Consider the following 23,200-nt stretch of genomic DNA (forward strand, 5'->3'; position numbering starts at 1 on the left):
TACCCACTTATTCAATCGAACTTCTTAAGCATACTAAGGGGTTAGCGTGATTTTACTAATGCTACTTTAGCGCCATAGCATTCCTCCTTTAGGAGGATGTTCTTCGGGAAAATTGCCATATACCCTTATGTCAGACAAACAGATATCAGCAAAAGCATGCAGCTGAGCTCGGGGTGGTATATGGCAAAGGGTGTAAAAAGCACGGTTGAAAGACGATTAACCGGTAAGCGTTATCAAAAGTGTGTTGCGTCACTTTTTTGCTGCGTTCTGTTGTCGTTTTTAAACAGCGCGACCGCGTTTAATGAAGCGCAACCTTCACGTACTCAACAAGCTGCACCACAGGCCTCTTTTGCCACTATTGTGGTCATTTACATAAAAGTTGCGGGCACATCTCCACCAGGCACACCAGACTATTTAAAGTCCCCCAGCAATGAGGGGACAGCTGGCGCAAGTGTGGCGATAAAGGATGCCAATATCACGGGGAAATTTCTTGGTTATCAGTTTGAGTTAACTGAAATCAGTGTGCCTTCTATCGGCGAACTGCAAGCCTCTTTAGCTAAAACACGCCAGCACTCTGCTTCAGGTGCTAACGCAAATCACAAAGAAATAAGCAGCAATCAGCAAGGCAACATTGCACCCGTTGTACTACTGGACATGCGAAGCAGTGATAAGGTAAAGGCTGCCTCAATTGAGCAGTTGATTACCACTATTCAAAGCACGCTTCCTAATGCCGTATTTTTTAACGTAGCTAATAGCGATGATTTGCTGAGACAAAATTCATGTCGCCTGCCCTTGTTTCATACGATCCCCAGTTATCAGATGAAAGCCGACGCGCTAGCCCAGTGGTTTCGCACTAAGCGTATTGACGAGATATTTGCAGTTTACGGAAAAACTGCTGACGATGCTGCATACCTAGCCGCGTTCAGACGCAGCGCTAAAAAATTCAAACTTTCACTTGTTGAGACTAAACAGTGGCAGGACAGTTTTGATTTACGCAGGGCTGCCTTTGCTGAAATTCCTCAATTTACGCGAACAAGAGAAACTTATCAGGCTGTTTTTACCGCTGATAGCGCGGCACAATTCGCGTATAGCCTACCCTTTAACACCTATCATCACGTACCTGTGGTAGGCGCTGCCGGCCTAAAAGCACTAGGTTGGCATTTTACCCACGAACAATGGGGCGCCCGTCAGCTTCAAAGCCGTTTTAACGATACGTTTAACAGACACATGAATGAAGTCGACTTCGCCGCGTATCTTGCGGTAACGGCGGTGGCAAATGCTGCACAGCAAGGAAGCGATTTAACGCAGCGGGGAATACTTAAAACCTTGCTTAGCGATCATTACACGCTAGGTGCCTATAAAGGTCGTCCCCTTTCTATTCGCTCCCACACCCACCAATTTCGTCAGCCTATTGCGCTGGCCCACGAAGACGCACTGGTGACTCATGCGCCCCTTGAAGGCTTTTTGCATCAAACCAACGAACTAGACACATTAGGCGCAACACACACTACCTGTAAGGACAAGTTATGAGCTATCGCTTTGCACTCTTGCTTGGCAGTTTAATGGCAGCCTTTGCCTTAGCACTTCCTCAAGCCTTTGCACTTCCTCAAGCGTATGTCACTAACGAAAAAGACAACACGCTATCTGTCATTGATATGACGACATTTGATGTGGTTGAAACTATCGAGGTTGGAGAGCGACCCCGAGGGTTTATTTTAAGTGCAGACCAGTCCCACGCGTATATCTGTGCCTCTGATGCTGATCGCATTCAAATTATGGATTTGTCTACCCATTCGATCGTAGGCGATCTTCCCTCAGGTGCAGATCCTGAAACCATAGCATTACATCCTAACGGCACCACTATTTACACAGCTAATGAAGACGATGCCCTTCTTACTGTTATCGACATTCCAACGGCTCAGGTCATTTCTCAGATAGATGTAGGCGTAGAGCCTGAGGGGCTGGCTGTGAGTCACGACGGCAGCATGATGGTAGTCACATCAGAGACCACTAACATGGTGCACTGGATAGATACCAAAACGCATGAAAATATTGCAAATAGCTTGGTTGATGCAAGACCCAGAGATGCTCACTTTACCAAAGATGACAAGTACCTTTGGGTAAGCTCGGAAATAGGTGGCACCGTTAGTATTTTCGATACTGCTACTAAGCAAAAAGTGAAGACCCTTTCCTTTGCCATTAAGGGCGTTTATCGCGACAAGGTTCAGCCAGTGGGTATTGTGCTTATGAAAGATAAGCCCTACGCCTTCGTGGCGCTTGGCCCAGCGAATCGCATAGCGGTCATCAATACCGATACCTTTGAAGTGGAAGACTACATTTTGGTTGGGCGACGAGTGTGGCAATTAGCGTTTAATCAAGATCAGTCTTTATTGCTGACCACTAACGGTGTGAGCGGTGATGTTTCTGTCATCAATACCCACACGTTAAACGTAGAGCATACGGTAAAAGTGGGGCGTTACCCTTGGGGCGTGGCGGTTAAATGGAAATAGCGGTTCAAGCGGTTTCACATCAGTACGGCGGCCACCACGCGCTGGACAATATAAACCTTTGCCTAAAACCTGGCTTAACCATGCTGCTTGGGCCAAATGGCGCAGGCAAAAGTACCTTATTTGCGCTTATTACGGGCCTTCAAAAACTCACGCAAGGCAGTATTACCTTTGATGGTGCTACCCTGTCTCAATCTCGCACAAGTATTATGGCGAAAATGGGCGTGGTATTTCAGCAAAGTACCTTAGATATCGACTTATCAGTAAAACAAAATTTGTCCTACTTTGCTTCGCTCCATGGCATAAGTACCGCTAGCGCGCTATCTCATATTCAAGGCCTGCTCGACGAGCTTGATCTTACGAGTAAGCTGAACACAAAAATTCGCAACTTAAATGGCGGGCACAGACGTCGGGTCGAGTTAGCTCGCTGCCTTATTCACAAGCCATCCTTGCTGCTATTAGACGAGCCTACCGTTGGCTTAGATATAGAATCCCGTCATCTTATTTTGCGGGTAGTACAAGCGCTCGCTCATTCCCAAAATGTAAGCGTACTATGGGCCACGCATTTATTTGAAGAAGTGAAGCACAACAACAACTTGATAGTCTTATCAAAAGGACAAGTGTTAGCTCACGACCCATGTGAAGCCTTGTTAGCCAAGTATCATCAACAGGATATTGAGCACCTTTGGCAGCATTTGATACAGGAAGGCTGCTGATGTATTGGCGCTGTTTTGTGGGCGTACTTACCCGAGAGATGCTGAAGTTCTGGCAGCAACGTACACGCCTGTTAAGTGCATTGGTGCGCCCGCTGCTTTGGCTATTTGTTTTTGCAGCAGGCTTTCGTTCGGCCCTGGGTCTTTCAATGACCGAGCCTTACGAGAGTTATATTTTGTACGAAGAGTACATTGTACCTGGGCTTGCCGCCATGATTGTGCTTTTTAATAGTATGCAAAGTTCATTGTCCATGGTGTACGACAGAGAAATGGGCAGCATGAAAGTACTGCTGTTAAGCCCGGTTCCCCGCCCTTTTCTGCTAGGCAGCAAGCTTATAGCCAACACCTTGGTAAGCGCTATTCAGGTGTATATATTCTTTGCCTTTGCGCTTCTGCTTGATGTACGTCTATCTGCGTTGGGATACGTTTATGCGTTGCCTGTTATTGCGCTACTGTCATTGTTTTTAGGTTCGTTAGGATTATTACTGGCAAACTATATTAAGCAGCTAGAGAACTTTGCCGGGGTCATGAACTTTGTCATTTTCCCGTTGTTCTTTCTATCAAGCGCCCTATACCCGCTTTGGAAAATGCGTGAGGCCAGCGAATGGCTGTATCAGATTTGTGCCTTTAACCCCTTTAGTAGCGGCGTAGAATTACTGCGATTTGCGCTCTATGAAAAACTCGAACACAACGCGCTTGCCGTTGTACTTTGCCTTACGGCTATCACTTTTATTTTCGCTGTGAGAAGCTTTCGCCCCAAAGCCTCAAAAGGGCGCTTCTCGTGATAAAAGCAAACCTAACCTGGGCTAATGAAAGCAATAAAGTTGAAACGTTAGACGACAGTGACTGCTTACTTATTTTAACTACGCCCGAGTTATTAGCGAGCCAACTCTTTCACTTTTCAACACCCGCTAAGACATACATTGAGCAGGTTTTTGACGATGAAGGTTTTGCAGGAAATAAAGGCCAATGTGTATTAGTACAAGGCCTTAAGGCGTTTAAAACAAGTTACATCTCAGACACTGAAAACAGCGGAAAAAACAAAATTAGCCAACAATTAGCTGAAGTAAAACGGGTACTGTTTTATGGTGTCGATTTTGCGCTTTTTGAAGCGTCAGATGCACCCAACGTCTCTGGCCGTGCCTCGACTTTATCTAAAACTAATGACCCTTCCATGGTTAACCGCTCAAGCTACGCTAGCGATTCAAACTCCGCGTTTTATTCGAAAAGCACTAGTGACTTGAAGCAAACTAACGCGCCAGCATTTCGCTACTTAGAACAGCAGTTCGATGCATTGTTTAAAAAGCTTAAAAGCTTGTCGGTAACCTTGGAAAAGCTGGCGTTAATGGCGCTTTCTACCACTGAAACAGCAAGCAGTGACCCTGTTAACACCATTGCAAGCCACTCACCATTTCTGAGTGCGCTACTTAGAAGCTATTTCAAGCACGGTTATCACTTTAAGGGCTATAAGACGAATAATCGTTCGGTTTCTAGCAGTCGAGCCCGCGATGGCAACAACAACGCAACTAGTGTTGAAAAAAACGCCGCAACTAATGAAGCAATTAATCAAGCACTTGATATGAGGGGCACGCTGTCTCTTGCATTAGATGCCAAGCATTTTACTAACGCGCAAAAGCGTCTCGTTTCACACACTATGCGCTATGAATCAGCCCTTAATGACGCGATGACCTGGGCTAAAGATCTCGCCCACATGCCAGCCAACTTATGTACGCCAGATTACCTGGCCGAACAAGCTCAGCATCTGGCGCAAACCTTTAATACGGTGTCTTGCGATATACTCAATGAAAGTGCGCTAAAGCAGTTAGGTATGAACGGGTATTTAGCGGTAAACGCAGGTTCACAGTTCGCTGCCACCATGCCTATTCTTCGCTATACAGCCAAAGGTTTAGAGAATTCACCACCGGTAGTGTTAATTGGCAAGGGCGTAACCTTTGACAGCGGCGGCATAACGTTAAAGCGCAGCCCTGATATGCGTCATATGATTTACGACATGGCAGGCGCCTGCTGTGTATTGGGCGTCATTCAGGCGGTTGCCACACTGGGGTTAAATATAAATATTATTGGTATTGTGGCGAGCGCCGATAATGCGATTGATGGCAAAGCCTATCGCCCGGGTGACATTATTACTATGCACTCAGGAAAAACCGTGGAAGTCATGAGCACCGATGCAGAAGGGCGTATGCTTATGGCCGATGCAATCAGCTACGCGAAACAGTTCACCCCCTCGGTTATTATTGATATTGCAACCCTAACCGGCGCGGCCATTAGCGCACTAGGGCACAAAGCCACTGCGCTTTTTAGCAACGCTCCAGCGCTTGAAAGTGCGTTAGTTGAAGCGGGTGAACTGGCTAACGACAGGTGCTGGCCTTTCCCACTTTGGCCAGAATATCAAGACGCCATTACCTCTCAGCACGCGGATATGATGAATACGGGTATAAACTCTCCCGGTGCTATTTCGGCAGGCTGCTTTCTCTCTCGCTTTGCTGACGGCACCCCGTGGGCTCACCTCGATGTAGCAGGAACCGCTTTTACCTACACCAAATCGTTATCGGCGACCGGCCGCCCTATTCCTTTGCTGTTATCTTACTTAAGCAGCTGCGCAATCAAAAATAATCAATAAATCATCAAAATTCATGACAGTTCTCCTCCCTTAGGAGGATATCTGTTAACACATATTCAACATATACTCAGTCATGCGTTTAATCATAAAGAAGAGGAACAATTATGTGGACTAAACCCCAATACACAGAAATGCGCCTTGGTTTTGAAGTAACTCTTTACATCAATAACCGCTAGGCAACGCCCTCTGGGATGATGAACAAAAAGGCTGCCGACGCAGCCTTTTTTTACTTGTAGTATGGAGTTGTTATGCACGTATTGATTCTTGGTGCTGCCGCCGGGGGTGGATTTCCGCAATGGAACTGCCACTGCCCAAATTGTAAGGGTTTACGCGAAGGTAAAATAAAGGCGAAAGGCAGAACACAGTCGAGCATTGCTGTCAGTAGCGATGGTAAAAATTGGGTTCTCATTAATGCCTCCCCCGATTTAAGGGAGCAGATAAATAGCCACCCGCAGCTGTGGCCCGACGCCCATGTGTCTCGCGGCACACGCATAAGCGCAATTGTGCTTACCGACAGTCAAATAGACCATACGACAGGCCTGCTAACATTGCGCGAAGGCTTACCCCTTCCCGTTTATTGTACCGATGTAGTGGCCGAAGACCTAACCACCAGCTTCCCGCTTTTTACCGTATTAAAACACTGGCACGGCGGACTACAGCAGCATTCAATTAATACCGATTATCATAAACGCTTTGTACCCAAAGGGGCAGAAGGACTGACTTTCCAACCGGTGGTATTAGAGTCTAATGCGCCCCCTTATTCGACATATCGCGACAACATTGTGCCGGGCAACAATATCGGCCTGAAGATAACTGACGACACCACGGGCAAGGTGCTTTTTTACGCGCCGGGATGTATGCAGGCAAACGACACAGTAAAACAGGTGATGCGCGAATCTCACTGCGTGCTATTTGACGGTACGCTGTGGGCCAATGAAGAAATGATAGATCACGGCTTTAGCAACAAGCTGGGCACTGATATGGGACACATGCCGGTTAATGGAAAGGGCGGAGCCATTGCGCTGCTAAATGAATTTAACGTTGAGCGTAAAGTACTTATTCATATCAACAACACAAATCGCGTGCTTGACGAAGACTCCAGTGCTTATCACAGCCTGTGTGAGCAAGGTATTGAATTGGCTTACGACGGTATGGAAATTGAGGTGTAGTAATGACAGAACACGCATGGTCTAGACAAGAATTCGAACAAAAACTGAGAGAAAAAGGCGCTTACTACCATATTCATCACCCCTTTCATAAACGCATGAATGAAGGACACTGCAGCGTTGATGAAATTCAGGGCTGGGTGGCCAACCGACTGTATTATCAAATGGCGATACCGGTTAAAGACGCGGCAATTTTAGCGAATTGCGAAGAACAATCGGTTCGCAGAACCTGGATCCAACGAATAATCGATCATGATGGACGGGAAGGTGAAGACGGACTGGGCGGCATAGAAGCCTGGTTGCGGTTGGGCGAAGCGGTAGGCTTGGACCGCAGTGAATTACTTGATGAAACCCACCTGTTACCAGCGGTTAAGTTTGCAGTAAATGCCTATGTGAATTTTGCCCGCCGCGCGTCGTGGGAAGAGGCTGCCTGCTCATCGTTAACTGAAATGTTTGCCCCTGAAATACATCAAAGCCGATTAGATACCTGGCCTAGGCACTATACATGGATTGATAGTGAAGGCTTTACCTACTTTCAAATGCGGTTAAGCCAGGCGCGCCGTGATGTAGAGCATGGCCTGCAGATTACCCTTGACCACTTTGTTACCCGACAACAGCAAGAACATGCGCTCAATATACTGCAGTTCAAAATTGATATTTTGTGGAGCATTGCTGATGCCATTTGCTTTGCCTATGAATATAAGAGAAAGCCGTTTGATGGTATTGCCGACCAGCGGGTGTGCCATAAAGGGAGGTTTTAATGATGTCGAATTTACGATCGCAAACCGAGCACCACTTAGATGCTGATAGCGTCGGTGCTGATAACGTGGAAGATAACATTGAAAATAGCAGCAGTCACAACAACGAGGGCGGCCGCACAAGAGACAAAACAGCTTCTTTAAATCCGCTTTTTCGCATGCAGTACGAGAAAGCTCAGGGTTGTTATGTTTTGTTGTTCCCCGAAGGAATGATCAAACTTAATCCTTCTGCGGCAGAAATTCTTCAGCGAGTAGATGGCAGCAATACGGAAAATGCCATTTGTGCTGAGCTTCGCCAAGCGTTCCCTGATGCACCTGAAGATTTAGAAGAAGATGTTCATGCATTTCTGGTTCATGCCGAGCAAAAGAAGTGGATCCGCTATGACGAATAATACAGACGTTGATTTACAAGCCGACGTACCAAATAGCGTAACGCCACCGCTGTGGCTCCTAGCCGAAATTACCTATCAGTGCCCATTGCATTGCCCCTATTGCTCTAACCCGGTAAACATGGAAGAAACATTTAACGAGCTCTCTACTGAGCACTGGGAGCGTGTGCTGCGTGAAGCGCGGGAAATGGGCGCCGTGCAATTGGGCTTTTCTGGCGGGGAGCCATTGCTTCGAAAAGACTTAGAGCACTTAGTCGCTTATGCGCGGGCTTTGGGTTTTTACACCAACTTGATCACCTCTGGCATTGGCATGACAGAAAAACGTATTGCCAAACTCAAAGAAGCCGGTCTTGACCACATTCAGCTGAGCTTTCAGGCAGCCAATGCTGAAGTCAACGACTTAATAGGCAACAAGCGTCACTCATTTGAACAAAAACTTAAAATTGCGAAGCTGGTAAAACAATACAACTACCCTATGGTGCTTAACTTCTGCATTACCGCGCAGAACATTCACGAAATAGAAGACGTGATGGCGCTCAGCGAGCAGCTAAACGCTGATTTTGTCGAGCTGGCTACCGTACAGTATTACGGCTGGGCCTATGAAAATAGAGACCATCTGTTACCTACCTCACAGCAGCTACAGGAAGCTGAGGCCGCAGTGAACCGCTATCGAGCGCAGCAAAACGGTAAAGGGCCAACCTTCATCTTTGTGTCGCCCGATTACTACGAATCTCGCCCTAAGGCGTGCATGAATGGCTGGGGCACAACGTTTTTAACCATAACACCAGATGGTAGTGCCCTTCCGTGTCACAGTGCAAAGATATTGCCCCTTCGTTTTCCTAATGTGAAAGAACGCTCGTTGCACGATATTTGGCACCAAGACTTTAGCTTTAATCATTTCCGTGGCGATAGTTGGATGCCTTCGCCCTGTAGGGACTGCGATGAAAAAGATAAAGACTTTGGCGGCTGCCGATGTCAGGCCTACCTGCTAACAGGTGATATGTATAAGACGGATCCGGTTTGCAGCAAGTCGCCCGATCACCATTTGATGAAAGGCATTACCGATAAAGCAGGTACTGCACCGTCGAAGGCACTACAGTATCGGAAGGTGGAAAAGCCGATTCCCATTCTAGAAGTAAGTGCTACGAGGTAAGCGCTACGAGACAAGTAATACGAAATAAGTGCGCTGCGATAAGTACTAAACCAAAAGAGATACCGTTAAACCGCAATGATAAAAGTGTATGTCTGAATTTCATTTCATTGATGCCGGCTCTGGGTCAAAAGTGCATAGCGTTGTTTTTGCGCTAAAAACCCCTGCAGCAGGCCACACTGGGTTGTCGCACTTAGCTGAGCACATGAGCTTTCGACGCTCTCACCAATACCCAACTGCCCACGAGCTTTTTACGGCCAATACACTTCTGCCTGTTACTATTAACGCTACCACACTCGCCGAGTACACCTTCTTTTTCGCTTCGTCTGAAAAAGCGAACGTGCTGCTTGATGCTGTAAATTACCTGTACTGTGGCCTGCTTAACCGGGATTACGGTACCGATGAGGTTATCTTAGAGCGTGACGGGGTTATCTTTAACGAGCTCGCCATGCTAGAGGTAAACAGCGACTATGCATTAAACGCCGCTATTCGATTAACCGATACCAATAAAAATGCCTATCAACACGCGGGGGGTTTTACACAAACCATAGGCAGCAACAGCATTCAAGCGCTTCAAGACTACAAACGCCAGTGGTATCAGCCAAGCAATATCACCACGCTGGTTTATAGTAATTCAGCCCACTTTTTTGAGCAGTGCAAGGAGGTTGTTACAGCCGTGAGCGAAGAAATAGCCCTGAGCGCAATGAAAGCCCTGAGCGCTGAAACAGCCTTGAGCGAGAAAGCAGCTTTGAGCGAAGAATCAACACTGAACAGGAACGCTGCACTGAGTCAGCACTCATCTCAACGTGAACACTCACATTTAGACAAAGAAGCCTCTCTTGATGTGCCAACGACAAAAGGCGAAAACGAATCAATAAGACATGTATTAACCTGGTGGTTTCCTCAGTGCTTTTTAAATGGTTTACTACAGCAAGAAGCAACACTTAGCACCGTAGCAGGCCTTAAAAACACTTTATTTATCGACCCCGAAATCAATCAACAAGGTAACTTTGCAATTCGCCTCGTCACAAACGAAGCGATGAAGGAAGTAGCAAGCGAGCTTTCGATAGAAGCACTTCCAAAGCTTTCACAAAATCTGACACATAAGCTCGTGAGCGATGATTATGATAAAAGGCTGCGACAACTAAAACATGTGGTATCCGCGTGTCTTGCCTCATTTGATATTAGACCTTCAAAGCCGACGCCAGACACTGATAAACACGCAGAAGGTGTGGGGGCGGCTATTCGCTATTTTGCACAACTAACAGATGCGTTGGGTTCGAACGAGGGTGCCGCCAAAGATTGTGCCACCAAAAGCGCTTATTTAGCGAGTGCTAATAAGGTATCGCACTCCTATTTGGGGGCTCTACCTTCACCAGAAAAGTCAGTCGCTCGCGAGCGGATTAGAAAGGCACGTAAGGGATTTTCCGCGCAGGCCAGTGCCTCCAATAGCGAACAGTCACGTTTAATACCGCGTCTTACCTCTAAATACCGACATTTTATTGCGTTAGAGCACTTGCCTGCACTTCCACGTTTATTGCGGCCACTCGCCAACAATACCACCAATTTGAAACGCTTTAACGCTGAACACATTGCTTCGCACTTTACGCCGTTTTCCATCCAATCGCCCTCAACAACTCTAGAGTCGGCCTCTCCAAATTCGGCTTCTGGTTATTTGGCCTCACACTGGGTGTATCGCATCGCGTTCTATCAACAGTCAAGACTACAAGCGGTGCTGGCACACCACCGTTTCTGGCAACCAAGAACCTCGGGAGAATGCTACGCACTAGGCGCTGCAACCTATGAAAATAACCTTTTTCTATTTGGTGCCAGCGATACAAATATCACAGAGCGTGAAAACTGGTGTCATAAGGTTTTATCGATGCTCTCGTAGGGAATTCGGGAAAAAACACTGCTACCAATTTATGACACTTCCTCCCCCTTAAGGAGGATATTTTTAGGGAATGGTTAGGGCAATACTTAAAACATAAATAATAACTACACAGCCAAGACCATGCCTACACGTAAATCTTTGCAATGCCCAATAGAAAAGCCTGCTGACAGCCCCTCGAAAAGCGAGCCACAATTTGAAGCTACGCCGGCTTTTACAACTAGAACCCCTTTGGTATTTACTGTCATCGCCAGCGCGGTAGCCGCTGTATGTAACACCGTTGCAGCAGCGAATAATGCATTCGAGCACTACGAGGTCATAGAGGTACAAGGAGTCACCTCCCTTAATGCTAATGGCAACAACTCTGCCGTATTTGGTAACGTTCAGACACTCACTCAAGACGACATTGAAGGGAGCGTCAACCGTTCACTACCGGAGCTACTCAAAACTCAGCTGGCAAGCGTGAACCTAAACGATGTTCAAAACAATCCGTTCCAACCCGATCTGCAATACCGCGGGTTTACTGCCTCTCCGCTACTTGGTCTACCTCAGGGCATTTCGGTGTACTTGAACGGTGGTCGGGTTAATGAAGCGTTTGGCGACACTGTGCATTGGGACCTCATGCCTCTAGATGCTATAGATACCGTTTCTTTGTACTCTGGTTCAAACCCTCTGTTTGGGCAAAACACGCTAGGCGGCGCCCTTGCTCTAAGAACGAAAACAGGGTTTAGCTTCAACGCCAATGAAATAGATTTACAGGCTGGACAATTCGGCCAGAAAGCCGCGTCTGTAGAATCAGGTGGTCATAACGATCACTGGGCGTATTATGTGAACCTGAATCACTATGAGGAAGATGGCTGGCGCGACTATTCGCCATCTGAAGTGCAGCAAGTATTTACATCGCTTGCCTATAAAAGTGACAAAATGCATCTCGACATGAACCTGTTTATGGCCGATAACGAGTTACTCGGCAATGGTGCATCTCCTATTGAACTGCTGGATATTGAAGGAAGAGAAGCGGTCTACACCCACCCCGATCAGACCAACAACGAACTTACGCACGTTAATATAACCGGTGATTTCGTTTTAACTGACACCTTATCTTTAACCGCCAATATTTTTTATCGCGACACACAAACTCAATCAATCAACGGCGATGACAGTGATTTTGGTGCCTGCCAGTTCGCTGATGGACGCGTAACACTGTGTGAATTTGAAAATGATGACGACGATGATGATGATCCGCTTGATAGTGATGATGATGGCGACGACGATGATGACGATGATTTGCCTGTTGTAGGAGAAGGCGACGATATAGAGGCGGTTGAATTTATTGGCTTTGATGACGACATCGCGCTTGCCGAAATATCAGATGTGGACGCAGATGAACTTGATGGAACATACAATACGGGCCGCACAGACGCCAAAGCTACTGGGTTATCGTTTCAGCTAGCAAAACAATATGCCTTAAGCGGCTTCAGTTCAGAGTTAATTGTTGGTGCCAGCTACACCAAAGGAGATGTTAACTACGCCGCTGATACTACATTTGGTATTTTGGAAAACGAATCTGCACAAGACTCACGCACCGTTTTACCCATCGAAGGGCTCATGGCACAAGAAGCCAGGGTTAGATTAGATGTAGACACCACCGCATGGTCGCTATTTTTCATGAATAGTACACAGCTCTCTTCAGCCGTATCACTCAATCTTGGTGGACGTTTTAACCGAGACCATATTGTTATGGAAGACCTGATTGATGACGGTGAAGGTTCATTGGACGGCAATCACCGTTTTACCCAATTTAACCCAGCGGTAGGTGCAGACATTACTATTGATGAGCAAAGCCAGTTGAATCTTGCAATCAGCCAGTCTTCAAGAACGCCAAGCCCAGCAGAGTTAAGCTGTGCAGATGAAGACGACCCGTGCCGCTTACCGAACGGTTTTGTGGCCGATCCTCCTCTTGATCAGGTGGTCACCCAAACTATTGAAGCGAACTACACCACACGCATTGATAACATCGACGTGATGCTAAATGTTTTTCACAGTAGAAGTAAGGATGACATTATCTTCCAACAAGCAGGCTCTGTTGCCTCTCGCGGATACTTTATTAACGTTGATGAAACCCAGCGTCAGGGCGTTGAATTCAGCGTAGGCTCAACGTGGGAAAAACTAACCTACCGGTTAAACTACAACTATCTTAACGCAACCTACGAATCGACATTCACGTCGTTTAGCCCCTTTAACCCTCAGGGGCCGGATCGGGTCGTAACGCCAGGTGACAAAATTCCAGGCCAGCCAGAGCATCTAGTCAAGCTCTATGCAGATTACGCCTTAACGGATAAAGCGCGTTTGGGGGCAGAAGTTATTTCAGCATCTAGTCAGTACTTTAGGGGCGATGAGGCTAACGAAAATGAAAAGATTGACGGATACGTTATTGCAAACATTTATGCATCGTACCGTTTCAACGACACATTTACCGCATCGCTACGTGTGAACAATGTGTTCGACAAAGACTATGAAACCTTTGGCACGTATGGCGAGGCTGATGAGGTATTAGAAGACATTTATCCCGACGTAGAAGGTGCAGAGTTCGTGGGCCCCGCACAACCGCGAATGGTCAGTGTAAATCTAAAAGCGAGATTCTAATCAGATAGCAGTTGTTACCACACGCGCTTTTATCCACACAAAAGCTGAACAAAAATCAAAAAAACGCGACTTACTTTTTCACAGTAGTCGCGTTTTTTATGATTTTTACATTTAATTTTCCCGCTACTAAAGAAGGAGATTAACACGCCTTACGGCCGATGGTTCAAAATTCAATAGAACCTATTATCAATTTACTGGACACCGAAAGTATTAAAACCAGTCAAAAATAAAAACAAAAAGCCACTGTAATTAATCAACACTACCAAAATTGGGACAGTAAAATGAAAAAGAATACATTTACAAAAACCTGTTTATCTATTGCCATTTTAAGCACAGTCAGTAGCCATAGTTTTGCCCAAGACGAGCCCTATTCATGGAATATCTCTGGATGGATAAATGAAGGCTTAACCTATTACGACGACGGTGTGGGTAGTGATGTGGCACAACTTTCAGACAACGGTACAACGCTAGGCAGCCGTATTACGCTTTCAGGAAATTATAAACTGGAAGAACAAGGCATGGACGTGGGCTTTGAGGTCATTATTGAACCTCTTTCAGGCGCACCGAACTACGCCGGTGGTGGCCATCAAACCCCGCTTTTGTTTGCCAATCAGGATAACTTAGACACCTTCAACGGCGGCGACATAGGCCTGTTGGGCAGTAGCCTCTACTTTGGTGGCGACTGGGGTAAAATCACCATTGGTTTACAAAGCCTTCCCACCGATAACATTGCCGTTCTAGCCGATCCTTCTGGCACAATCTGGTCGGGAATTTCTCCATTATTTAGAGCTAATGGCTTCTTTATTCGAGGCGTAGAAGAAGGTTCAACCAATGTCGCGTGGGGTCAATTCGCTCAGTGCTTGGCTACGCCTGGCTTGGGAATTGGTATTGACTGTAACGGCATATATCGCAACGGTGTGCGCTACGATCTCCCTCAAATGGGCAACGTGAGTATTGCAGTAGGTTATGCAAACGACGAAATTTACGATATTGCGGTTAAGTATGCGGCTGAGCACGAAGGCTTCAAAACTAACCTTCATGCAGGTTACTCAGTGAATAAAGATGGCGGTAGCAATGTTGGGGGCAACAGTTCAACTACGCTGCAACTGCAAGCAGGGCTCATGCATATTGAGTCAGGAGTATTTGGGGTAGCCACTTATCAGATGGAAGAAGCTGACGATGCGATTGTTGGCTCGGGTGACGATACGGATGCCTATTACTTTAAAGCAGGCATAAGAAAACAGTTTAATCGCTTTGGTGACTCTGCTTTCTATGCTGAATATGCAAGTTATAACGACCAATACGGCATGGCTCATTTAGATGGCGTTACCGGCTCAGAGCTTAGTCAGTGGGGTGTTGCAGCAGAACAATATTTTGGCTCGCGCTTCTTAGTGTACGCGAAATACGAAAATCTAAGTTTAGATATTGATGGTTCAGAATCTGCGCAAGGAATTTATAACAGCGCAGAAGACTTAACCCTAATTCAACTAGGTGGCACTGTGTTCTTTTAATTGAGAATTAAAAATCAGTCATATTTTAACATTGAACTTATATCTAATTACTCTGAAATTTAAAAATTACTCGATTCATTTACTTTCATTTGATTAACGATAAAAAACCGATCAATTTTAAATTTAAATTAGAAATTAAAATTAAGCTAAAAGATATGACATAAAAAAGCGAGATTGACTCTCGCTTTTCCTATTGAAAAAGGAAAGATCATGAAAAATATATCTCTATTTTCATTACGTTCAGCTCAACCCATTCTGTTAGCCCTACTCTTCATAACGACAGTACATATCGCAGACGCACAGGTCATATTTCAGGAGGACAAAAACAATTTTATTCGCCTTGTTAAAAAGCAAAACGAAACAGGCAGTGACATGCGTGCCAACCAACACCCCTTCACGCTGCAAGAGCAGGATGTATCCGCCATACTTAGCGCTATTCAGGTGGTTAAGAACAAAAATACGTCAACACCGCTTTTTTCCAACGAACAAGTTGCGTTACTTGCCGCCTATCTGCCTGAGGCGCTGCGAACAGCGACTGCTCAGCAAGACGTAATTTTTGCCCTTAGTAAAGAGAAGCGCTATTTGGCAGGCCTTAAAACCCAAACGTATTACGTTGCAGGCAGTATTTTCGTTGCAGACGACCAGCTCAATATTCTGATTGGCGAGTTCGATAAAGTAGCCAATAAAGCCTACGAAATGGCTTATGATCCTACTTCTCAGGGCTTGGTAAAATACGACTTTGATTTCGGTAATCGCAAACAAGCAAAGTTCTCATTCGATTCCCCACTCTCTTTTTCCGCACCTGGTATAGAACTGAAAACGAAAAATCGCTTCGATTGGGTGGTCGCACCGACTCAGCTGGCATTTGAAGCACCTGTAGAAAAGGAAACACTTTCCCCAGAGAATAGGGAAAACACACCCAGTAAGAAAGACGTAGCTGGCTCGGCCCCCTTACCAGCAGAAAACGATATCGTTGCTCGTTTTAAACGGTTAGACGCACTAAAAAAGGCGAAGCTAATTAGCGAAACAGAATACGCCGAAAAAAGAAGGCAGCTACTTGACGAGTTATAGAACGAAAGTCCCATCAGTACTGGGCTTACGTGCTTTTTTATTATAAGCCATTGGTCTTATTAGGCCTGATTTGATGTTATATTAATGTTAACATTGTAAACACGTGAAGTGACTGTTTAGCTTTTAATATTTCGGGGAATTTGGTCACTTTGAAGCGTTTCATTTACGCCATAATTTTGTCTTACTAAAAGGCTTATGTGTGAATAAAACGCCAGCCCAAATAAGTCACAAGGCCAGCGGCAAATGTCGCTTTTTTAGCTGAGGGAAAGACCATGCACCGTATCTTGATAATTGACGACCACCCTATTTTTCGTCACGCAATGATTACTATCTTAGGGAAAAAGTTTCCCGACTCAGAAACCCTCGAAGCCAATTCAATTTCTGAAGCGTTAACGTTACTAGAGCAAGACGCGAAGTTCGACTTAATCATGCTCGATTTAAATATGCCTGAAACATGTGGCCTAAACGGACTTTTGGAAATTCGAAACCAACACCCTAACGTACCTGTAGTGATTATTTCCGCTGAAACGGAAAAGCAAAATATACTGCAAACCATTTCTTATGGTGCCGTTGGCTTTATTTCTAAAAGCAGCAAAATTGAAGAAATAGCCACATCTATCGAGAGTATTTTTGAAGGTAACGTGTGTTTACCATCAGAGATATTAAGAACGCCGTCTACCAGAACACGCATGACCAATGACAACGGTATTTCGCCGGAGCAAATTCGTTCATTAACACGAAAAGAGCTGACTGTACTGAAATATCTAACTCAAGGGTTAGCCAATAAAGTGATTGCGTACGAGCTTAATATTTCTGAAACCACGGTTAAGTCTCACGTCTCATCTATTCTTAAAAAATTAGGCGCCAGCAACCGAGTAAAGGTTGTGGCCAGTGCCGCGAATATCGACTTTAACCAATACGTATTTAATTAAGACCTGTTGATCTTGGCTGTGCACCTAAAGATTAACAGGCCCCGTGTTCCTATACTTTTAGCCATTCAAGCTTGAGACTAGCGCCGCCCTCAGCACCGCGGAGTTAACAGGTTTGTGCAGCAGCTGAATGTCGGTGCCTTCAAGTTCATTCGCTAACGCTTTTGAATGATTAGCGGTGCAAATCATAATGGGCATTGAAGGCGCGATTTTTCTTACGCGTTTCGCAATGTCTAAACCGGTTTCTTCTTCATCTAAATGGTAATCGACAATAAGCATGTCGCACTCGTCAAAACTGCCATTATTTACGGCACTGCATTGTTCAAAACCTGAGAAGGTGTCTACTTCCATGTCCCAGTTTGCGAACAACGTTTGCATAGCTATGCGCATATTAGCATCGTTATCAATGTGCCATATATGCTTATCCAAAACGTAATCTGGTAACGATGGCTCCAAAGTATAAAGATAGTCTTGCTCCTGGCTCGTATCACCCACTTCGGTAATAGGAATGGTCACCGTGAAGCACGCGCCTACGCCCTCTTTCGAGCGCACTCGAATATCGTGCTCTAGCAACTTACTCATTTTATCTACAATGTATAGTCCCAGACCCAAACTGTAAGAGTAGTTAAAATCGTTTTCTAATCTCGAAAACTCTTTAAAAATAACTTTTTGATCGTCTTCGCTTATACCCACACCTTGATCATAGATGCTAATTTCCAGGTTCTCATTCACCTTTCGTGCTGCCAGTAACACCTTGCCGTTGGCACCGTATTTCATTGCATTTATTAATAAATTTCGCAATATTCGAGAAAGTAAGTTCACGTCTGTCACCACGAAGGCTTCTTTCAAGCGATAGCGAAAATCTACGCTGTAGTCTTTACTGATATGCGTAAACTCTTCGGCTAACTGCTTAAGTAACGGCAATACATTTTCTTGCTGTTTATCGGGCTGTAACACCCCAGCGTCCAGTTTGGATGTTTCAATAAGCGTGCGAATAAGGCCATGTAAATCAGACAGTGAATTATCGAGGGCGGCAACAATGGGGCTGGATGAACTATCCACTTGATCTTTCAATGTTTCGTTGAACAAGATGGCAGCGCTAAGGGGCTGCATAAGATCGTGGCTAATAGCAGCCAAAAATTTACTCTTTGAATCAATCGCTTCTTGAAGGGCGATATTGGCGTGGTTGAGTTCGCGGGTACGCTTTTCTACATTCGATTCTAATTGGTCTTTAGCCGCTTTAAGCTGGAGCTGGCTTTCTACCTGCTGCGACACGTCTGTTGCCAAGACAAAGTGCCCGGTGATATCGCCAGACTCATTGAAATGAGGCAAATAAACTTTCTGTAAAAAGCCAACGTCGCCATGAGCATTTTTCTCTTTGCTTTGAAAGCTCACCACTTCGCCTTGGTTAACACGGCGCAAGTACTGAATAAGATTGGGGTAAACCTCTTTCAGATGGCTTCGATCCATAGGCATATCATTAATGTCTTGCTCACTAACGCCATACCAATCGCGATAACCTTTATTGGTGTATTGAAACTTTTTATCGGTACCAATGTAAGCAATAAGCGCCGGTACATTATCGGTTATCATGCGGATCCAGCTTTCGTTTTGCTTCAGCGTTTCCGCGTAGTGATGCTGCGATGTAACATTGGTGAACGTGCACAGCGTATTGCCTTCGGGCAGTGTAGTGATGTTGCGTTCAACCACCAGTTGCTCGTGGATAATCTGTGTACTTGGCCCCACCGGGTTTAAGTTTAGCCCGCTCCAGTGACGGTTATTTTGAAGGGCATAAATATTCTTACTGTTTACCAGTACGTGCTGGGGCACGTTTGATTGGGTCAAAAACGTGTTATTCCAAAACGCAATGCCACCTTCTTTATCAATGAGCAATATTCCAACATCAATATTATCGATAAGGCTTTGCAACAGCTTGTTTTTCTCTTTAATGACTTGCTCGTAGCGATTCGACTCAAGCAGTTTTACTTCAGTGATGTCGTTAAACAGAATAACGTTCCCGCCTTCTTGCGTGGGCCGATTGGTCAGTTGATACCATCGCCGGTTTGACAACTGATAAATCATCCTGCCTTCGACATCAGCAGGCAGGACGCGGCGAACAACCCCGGAATGCTTGGCAGCTTGGGTGATATCGTAATAGTTATCGCCAATTTTAGGGGTAATGGAAAGGTCATCCCAAACGGTTTCAAAATGCCGATTAAAGAAGATGATCCCGCCTAGTCTATCTAGCAACACCATCGCCTGATTGGTGCTTTCAATAGCGTCGTGTAAACGCTGTTTGACCTTATGGGTTTCTTCGTGAGCACGCACCAGCTCGGCATTTGACTGCTCTAGCTTTTGCAGTACTGACTGTAGCTCCTCTGTCTTCTGACTCACTTTTTCAGAAAGTTGAACCGAATGTTCGAAGGCGCGGTAACTGTGATGATTAAAACCGCCTTCTTCCATGCGATACATCAGTGCTGCGTTTATTTTCTCAAGCTTTTCGTTTTCACGCCGTTGCTCGTAAAGGGCCTTTTGGAGCGCTTCCACGTCGGTAAATTGATTATTGGGCTGCAAAATACACCCCCGTAAACGTTTGGTTCAAGTGAACCGAATGAATATGCTCGCCATAGGCATTGAAGCCCGCAACGTTATACATTTGCTGTAGCCGTCTTATTTCGTGGTCGTTTTTGCCCTGTTGAATTTCGAGCCTTCGCAAAAAGCAATCGCAAGCATAGACAAATTCGGGCTCGCCAAGCTGAGCGCGCAGTTTGTCTAGTTTACTTTCTAATGCTTCAATGCAGTCACCCATCTGAACAAATGTAAGAATAATGCCAATATCTACCGCGCAGTAAAAGGTAATGGCGTTAGTGGCCAAATCTACTTTTTGAATAGAGCGGATGAAATATTTGCCACCTACCATCACAGCAAGGGGAAACATGGAAAACACATCAGGCGTTAAGTCTTCAGCTTTCATTCCCAATAAACTGGCGTAATACTGCGCTGCAGGTTCACCGTTAATCTCATACACGGTTCGCGACTCAGGATCGGCGTGGGTGACCACCAGCTTCGATACGGGAGAGTTAATGTGATCAATGGAGAACACGGTGAAGGGCTTTCCCGTGCCAACAAGCAACAGTACTGCTGCGTCTCGATGAAACTCACCGTTGTAAAACACATAGGTGGCTTCAAGTTTTAAGTCGTCGCCGGCGCTACCGCCTAAGTGTGGAATATTGCCAAATGCAGTCGCAAAGGTTTCTAGAAAATGTTCCTCATGGCGGGTAAGTCCATCGAGCACAGAAATAACGAAGTGCTGCTCTGTATCGTAACGACGCTTCCTTCCCTGTAAGGCTCGGCGCAAACCACTGGCAATATCGTGGGCTTCATCAAAGTTTACTTCGCCTAAATTAGGCACCAGTGCTGTGGCAATAGAAAATTCGTTTTTCAAAAACGCGACGGCCAAAAGTTTTTCTGTTCCGTAGCCATTTTTATTAAATTCTCCAGCGCTGGTGCAGCCAACAATGTTCACGTGCGGAAAACGTGCGGAGATTTCCTTTGCTACCGTGTCTAAGTCAAACAGCGTGCTGGTATGAAAAAGTAATAGCTCTATTTCATCGCACTTAACGTTGGCTAAAATCTCATTGGCCACATCGCGGCAGGCTTCTTTTGCACCGTATAAACTAGCTTGGTTGTCATCGTTAATCTTGCTATTAGCAGGTTGACTAAGTGCGGACAGGATTGAGGTTTTTGACACGCGTTGGCACCTTTTTCTTTTTATATTTATCGATTTTGCACAAGTCAGGGTTATCTAACGTAACCACACACTCAAGGCACTGAATACATTCAGCATAGTCAATGCTGCCGTCTTGTTCTATAGCATCAATACCACATTTCTTTTGTTTGCACAGCTGACACGGATTACCACAGGCATCTTTACGTGTTAGCAATTTAACCAAAGGGAAACGACCCAGAATGGCAAGCCCTGCTCCCAATGGACATAAATAGCGGCAGTACACTTTATGAATTTTTAAACTAAGTAGCAGCAATAAAACCGAATACAGCACAAAGGGCCAATATCGAACAAAGTGTAGGGTTATAGACGTTTTAAACGGCTCTATCTCAGCGAGCTTCTCTGCAAGGTTCAGCGAATAGAATGAGCACGCGACTAGGCCTATAAGCAATACATATTTAATTTTTTGCGCCCGTTTGTGGTGCTGAGGCTTAATTCTAATTTGTTTTATCCTGAGCTTTTCAGCCAGTATTCCCATCATTTCCTGGAGTGCTCCGAAGGGGCAAAGCCAGCCACAAAATAGTCCCCGACCAACAATAAACAGCGAGACAAATACAAAGCTCCACAAAATAAAAATGACCGGGTCGAGAAGATATACTTCTAAGGAAAATCCATCGACAATATCCAGTAGCAGCGTGTATATGTTGACAACAGACAGCTGCCCTTGAGCGTAAAAGCCAATAAAAAACAGCACGAACACAAGGGAAAATGCCCGTACTGTATGCACAAACTTGGTGTAAGGCGTTAGCCTTTGCTGGAATGCAAAAAACAACGACAGCGCTACAAGATAAACAACGGTGGTGCTTATCGTTAAGGTTCTGTCCCTCCAAATTTTCTGCCACAACGGAATGGGCTTCGCTAACTGAGCCTCAGGATTTTCCATAAATAGTTCACTAGGCAGTGTCACTTTGAAAGGGAACAGATGCTCATCTTGCTCGAAGAAACTTGGCTTAAACGGCACACTAATCGCTATTTCCATTTCTTGGTCAAGTGACAGCCCACCTTTCGATTTTACTCGAAGTACTTTGATATCGTTGTAGTCGGGCAATGCTTGTGAAAATGCGGGGTCATAGAAGCTATAAAAATCGATATCGCGGATAGCCGTGGGAAAACCGCCTTGAGATACCCGTAAATGCTCAGGTGTGGTTTGGGGAATAAACTCATCGCTGATAAAACTGAACCCTTTCGTATTCAGTACCATCAGTGCCATTTCACCCGGATTTAGATTTTCCTGTAACCGAGCAAATTCCTCTTCATCTAGCAGGTTTTTCCCCACAATAGGAAGACTTAAAAACGCATAGTAGTGTTCGGCAATGATGTTACCATCAAGAGCAAACTCGCCTTGAATATCGTCAACCGCCCGAACCACTTCTCTCGAAAGCCCTTCGGTATTTTGCTGAGTAATCTGGTGCTTTTGAATGTAGCCCTTGTCCACCAATTCGCTAAAAGTAAGAGGTTCGTAAAAGTCTGGATTGATAATATTGTTGCTAGGCGCAACAAAGCCATCGAGCTTAGCTCTGGCAACGGCTAATGCAGATGTCACGATGGTATCGTTGATAACCAGCACCGATACGGTGGCTTTCGTAACCCCATCAAAGTAGGTAGCGTCTTTGCCTACATTGCTTTTACCACCAATGATAAAACGTTCTTTGACACTGTGCCCTTGATATTGAGCAACGAAATCAAACATGGATTTCTCGCCAAGCCCGTGCAAAAAAATCGGCTCGCTATGCTGCTTGACGAAAAGATCGACCACATTGCCTTGTGTGTCTAGCCCAATCACTACATTAACTGGTTTGCCTGAAAAGCCTATGAAGTCGACAAAGTCATTCGACTCAAAAACATATCCGAGTAGTTGCTGAAGCTGATAGACCGGGGTTACCTTGATGTCAGTGTGCATCTCCCCCACTCGTGTAGCGTTGGGAAATATTTTGTAAATGTCTTGTGGAATGTCTGTCGCGTCAGACTGCGCCAACACATTGGTGCTGAGAAACAGTAAGAAAATGATTGAGGAAAATGCGATGCGCATAAAAGTAGCGGG

General features: G+C 45.4%; 18 protein-coding genes. 15 read left to right on the top strand and 3 right to left on the bottom strand.

Annotation, left to right across the window (positions count from 1 at the left end; translation table 11 throughout):
* Window positions 1-180 precede the first annotated feature (180 nt).
* The 15 genes from RJ41_RS17550 (at window position 181) to RJ41_RS17615 (ending at window position 17,375) form a co-directional block, all read left to right on the top strand.
* Window positions 181-1,530: a type 1 periplasmic-binding domain-containing protein gene (locus RJ41_RS17550; RefSeq protein WP_240485824.1), complete on the top strand. Its 1,350-nt coding sequence runs from the start codon at window positions 181-183 to the stop codon at window positions 1,528-1,530.
* On the top strand, window positions 1,527-2,510 hold the full coding sequence (locus RJ41_RS17555) for a PQQ-dependent catabolism-associated beta-propeller protein (RefSeq protein WP_039223486.1): 984 nt from the start codon (window positions 1,527-1,529) through the stop codon (window positions 2,508-2,510). The genes RJ41_RS17550 and RJ41_RS17555 overlap by 4 nt, the downstream gene beginning before the upstream one ends.
* Window positions 2,501-3,223 (top strand): ATP-binding cassette domain-containing protein, encoded by a 723-nt coding sequence (locus RJ41_RS17560; RefSeq protein WP_039223488.1) that lies wholly within the window; start codon window positions 2,501-2,503, stop codon window positions 3,221-3,223. Before RJ41_RS17555 ends, RJ41_RS17560 begins: the two co-directional genes overlap by 10 nt.
* Window positions 3,223-4,005: an ABC transporter permease gene (locus RJ41_RS17565; RefSeq protein WP_015068005.1), complete on the top strand. Its 783-nt coding sequence runs from the start codon at window positions 3,223-3,225 to the stop codon at window positions 4,003-4,005. Before RJ41_RS17560 ends, RJ41_RS17565 begins: the two co-directional genes overlap by 1 nt.
* Window positions 4,002-5,861: a leucyl aminopeptidase gene (locus RJ41_RS18785; protein ID WP_052235506.1), complete on the top strand. Its 1,860-nt coding sequence runs from the start codon at window positions 4,002-4,004 to the stop codon at window positions 5,859-5,861. Before RJ41_RS17565 ends, RJ41_RS18785 begins: the two co-directional genes overlap by 4 nt.
* Before the next feature lie 104 nt (window positions 5,862-5,965).
* Window positions 5,966-6,037, top strand: coding sequence for a pyrroloquinoline quinone precursor peptide PqqA (gene pqqA / locus RJ41_RS18995; protein ID WP_071953288.1), 72 nt, complete (start codon window positions 5,966-5,968; stop codon window positions 6,035-6,037).
* Between the two features lie 72 nt (window positions 6,038-6,109).
* A complete protein-coding gene (gene pqqB / locus RJ41_RS17575; protein WP_039223498.1) occupies window positions 6,110-7,030 on the top strand; it encodes a pyrroloquinoline quinone biosynthesis protein PqqB in 921 nt (306 codons plus the stop codon).
* Window positions 7,031-7,032: 2 nt separating this feature from the next.
* A complete protein-coding gene (pqqC, locus tag RJ41_RS17580) occupies window positions 7,033-7,788 on the top strand; it encodes a pyrroloquinoline-quinone synthase PqqC (protein WP_039223500.1) in 756 nt (251 codons plus the stop codon).
* On the top strand, window positions 7,788-8,177 hold the full coding sequence (gene pqqD / locus RJ41_RS17585; RefSeq protein ID WP_039223504.1) for a pyrroloquinoline quinone biosynthesis peptide chaperone PqqD: 390 nt from the start codon (window positions 7,788-7,790) through the stop codon (window positions 8,175-8,177). The genes pqqC and pqqD overlap by 1 nt, the downstream gene beginning before the upstream one ends.
* Entirely contained in the window at window positions 8,167-9,327 is a 1,161-nt protein-coding gene (gene pqqE / locus RJ41_RS17590; RefSeq protein WP_039223506.1) for a pyrroloquinoline quinone biosynthesis protein PqqE, read from the top strand. Before pqqD ends, pqqE begins: the two co-directional genes overlap by 11 nt.
* 88 nt (window positions 9,328-9,415) lie before the next feature.
* Window positions 9,416-11,218 (top strand): insulinase family protein, encoded by a 1,803-nt coding sequence (locus RJ41_RS17595; RefSeq protein WP_039223509.1) that lies wholly within the window; start codon window positions 9,416-9,418, stop codon window positions 11,216-11,218.
* Between the two features lie 120 nt (window positions 11,219-11,338).
* Window positions 11,339-13,861, top strand: a complete 2,523-nt coding sequence (locus tag RJ41_RS17600; RefSeq protein ID WP_039223511.1) for a TonB-dependent receptor — start codon at window positions 11,339-11,341, stop codon at window positions 13,859-13,861.
* A gap of 281 nt (window positions 13,862-14,142) precedes the next feature.
* Window positions 14,143-15,372: a porin family protein gene (locus RJ41_RS17605; protein ID WP_014980250.1), complete on the top strand. Its 1,230-nt coding sequence runs from the start codon at window positions 14,143-14,145 to the stop codon at window positions 15,370-15,372.
* A 210-nt stretch (window positions 15,373-15,582) separates the two neighbouring features.
* Complete coding sequence (locus tag RJ41_RS17610; RefSeq protein ID WP_039223514.1) at window positions 15,583-16,443, top strand: hypothetical protein; 861 nt, start codon at window positions 15,583-15,585, stop codon at window positions 16,441-16,443.
* A gap of 272 nt (window positions 16,444-16,715) precedes the next feature.
* Window positions 16,716-17,375, top strand: coding sequence for a response regulator (locus RJ41_RS17615; protein WP_014950680.1), 660 nt, complete (start codon window positions 16,716-16,718; stop codon window positions 17,373-17,375).
* Between the two features lie 57 nt (window positions 17,376-17,432).
* Here RJ41_RS17615 and RJ41_RS17620 read toward each other — a convergent pair whose 3' ends face one another.
* Genes RJ41_RS17620 through RJ41_RS17630 form a run of 3 tightly spaced genes read right to left on the bottom strand, consistent with a single transcriptional unit; the run spans window position 17,433 to window position 23,188 of the window.
* Complete coding sequence (locus RJ41_RS17620; RefSeq protein ID WP_039223520.1) at window positions 17,433-19,946, bottom strand: ATP-binding protein; 2,514 nt, start codon at window positions 19,944-19,946, stop codon at window positions 17,433-17,435.
* Complete coding sequence (gene nosP / locus RJ41_RS17625) at window positions 19,933-21,123, bottom strand: nitric oxide-sensing protein NosP (RefSeq protein WP_039223523.1); 1,191 nt, start codon at window positions 21,121-21,123, stop codon at window positions 19,933-19,935. Before nosP ends, RJ41_RS17620 begins: the two co-directional genes overlap by 14 nt.
* A complete protein-coding gene (locus RJ41_RS17630; protein ID WP_039223526.1) occupies window positions 21,092-23,188 on the bottom strand; it encodes a 4Fe-4S binding protein in 2,097 nt (698 codons plus the stop codon). Before RJ41_RS17630 ends, nosP begins: the two co-directional genes overlap by 32 nt.
* Window positions 23,189-23,200 lie beyond the last annotated feature (12 nt).

It is taken from the genome of Alteromonas marina, assembly GCF_000808575.1.
Lineage (GTDB): Bacteria > Pseudomonadota > Gammaproteobacteria > Enterobacterales > Alteromonadaceae > Alteromonas > Alteromonas marina_A.

Excerpts from the sequence above, each read along its gene's own strand:
- pqqB (WP_039223498.1), top strand. The coding sequence starts at position 6,110 with ATGCACGTATTGATTCTTGGTGCTGCCGCCGGGGGTGGATTTCCGCAA.
- RJ41_RS17605 (WP_014980250.1), top strand. The coding sequence starts at position 14,143 with ATGAAAAAGAATACATTTACAAAAACCTGTTTATCTATTGCCATTTTA.
- RJ41_RS17600 (WP_039223511.1), top strand. The coding sequence starts at position 11,339 with ATGCCTACACGTAAATCTTTGCAATGCCCAATAGAAAAGCCTGCTGAC.
- pqqC (WP_039223500.1), top strand. The coding sequence starts at position 7,033 with ATGACAGAACACGCATGGTCTAGACAAGAATTCGAACAAAAACTGAGA.
- RJ41_RS17555 (WP_039223486.1), top strand. The coding sequence starts at position 1,527 with ATGAGCTATCGCTTTGCACTCTTGCTTGGCAGTTTAATGGCAGCCTTT.
- RJ41_RS17560 (WP_039223488.1), top strand. The coding sequence starts at position 2,501 with ATGGAAATAGCGGTTCAAGCGGTTTCACATCAGTACGGCGGCCACCAC.
- pqqD (WP_039223504.1), top strand. The coding sequence starts at position 7,788 with ATGATGTCGAATTTACGATCGCAAACCGAGCACCACTTAGATGCTGAT.
- RJ41_RS17615 (WP_014950680.1), top strand. The coding sequence starts at position 16,716 with ATGCACCGTATCTTGATAATTGACGACCACCCTATTTTTCGTCACGCA.
- RJ41_RS17610 (WP_039223514.1), top strand. The coding sequence starts at position 15,583 with ATGAAAAATATATCTCTATTTTCATTACGTTCAGCTCAACCCATTCTG.
- RJ41_RS17595 (WP_039223509.1), top strand. The coding sequence starts at position 9,416 with ATGTCTGAATTTCATTTCATTGATGCCGGCTCTGGGTCAAAAGTGCAT.
- pqqE (WP_039223506.1), top strand. The coding sequence starts at position 8,167 with ATGACGAATAATACAGACGTTGATTTACAAGCCGACGTACCAAATAGC.
- RJ41_RS17630 (WP_039223526.1), bottom strand. The coding sequence starts at position 23,188 with ATGCGCATCGCATTTTCCTCAATCATTTTCTTACTGTTTCTCAGCACC.
- RJ41_RS17550 (WP_240485824.1), top strand. The coding sequence starts at position 181 with ATGGCAAAGGGTGTAAAAAGCACGGTTGAAAGACGATTAACCGGTAAG.
- RJ41_RS17565 (WP_015068005.1), top strand. The coding sequence starts at position 3,223 with ATGTATTGGCGCTGTTTTGTGGGCGTACTTACCCGAGAGATGCTGAAG.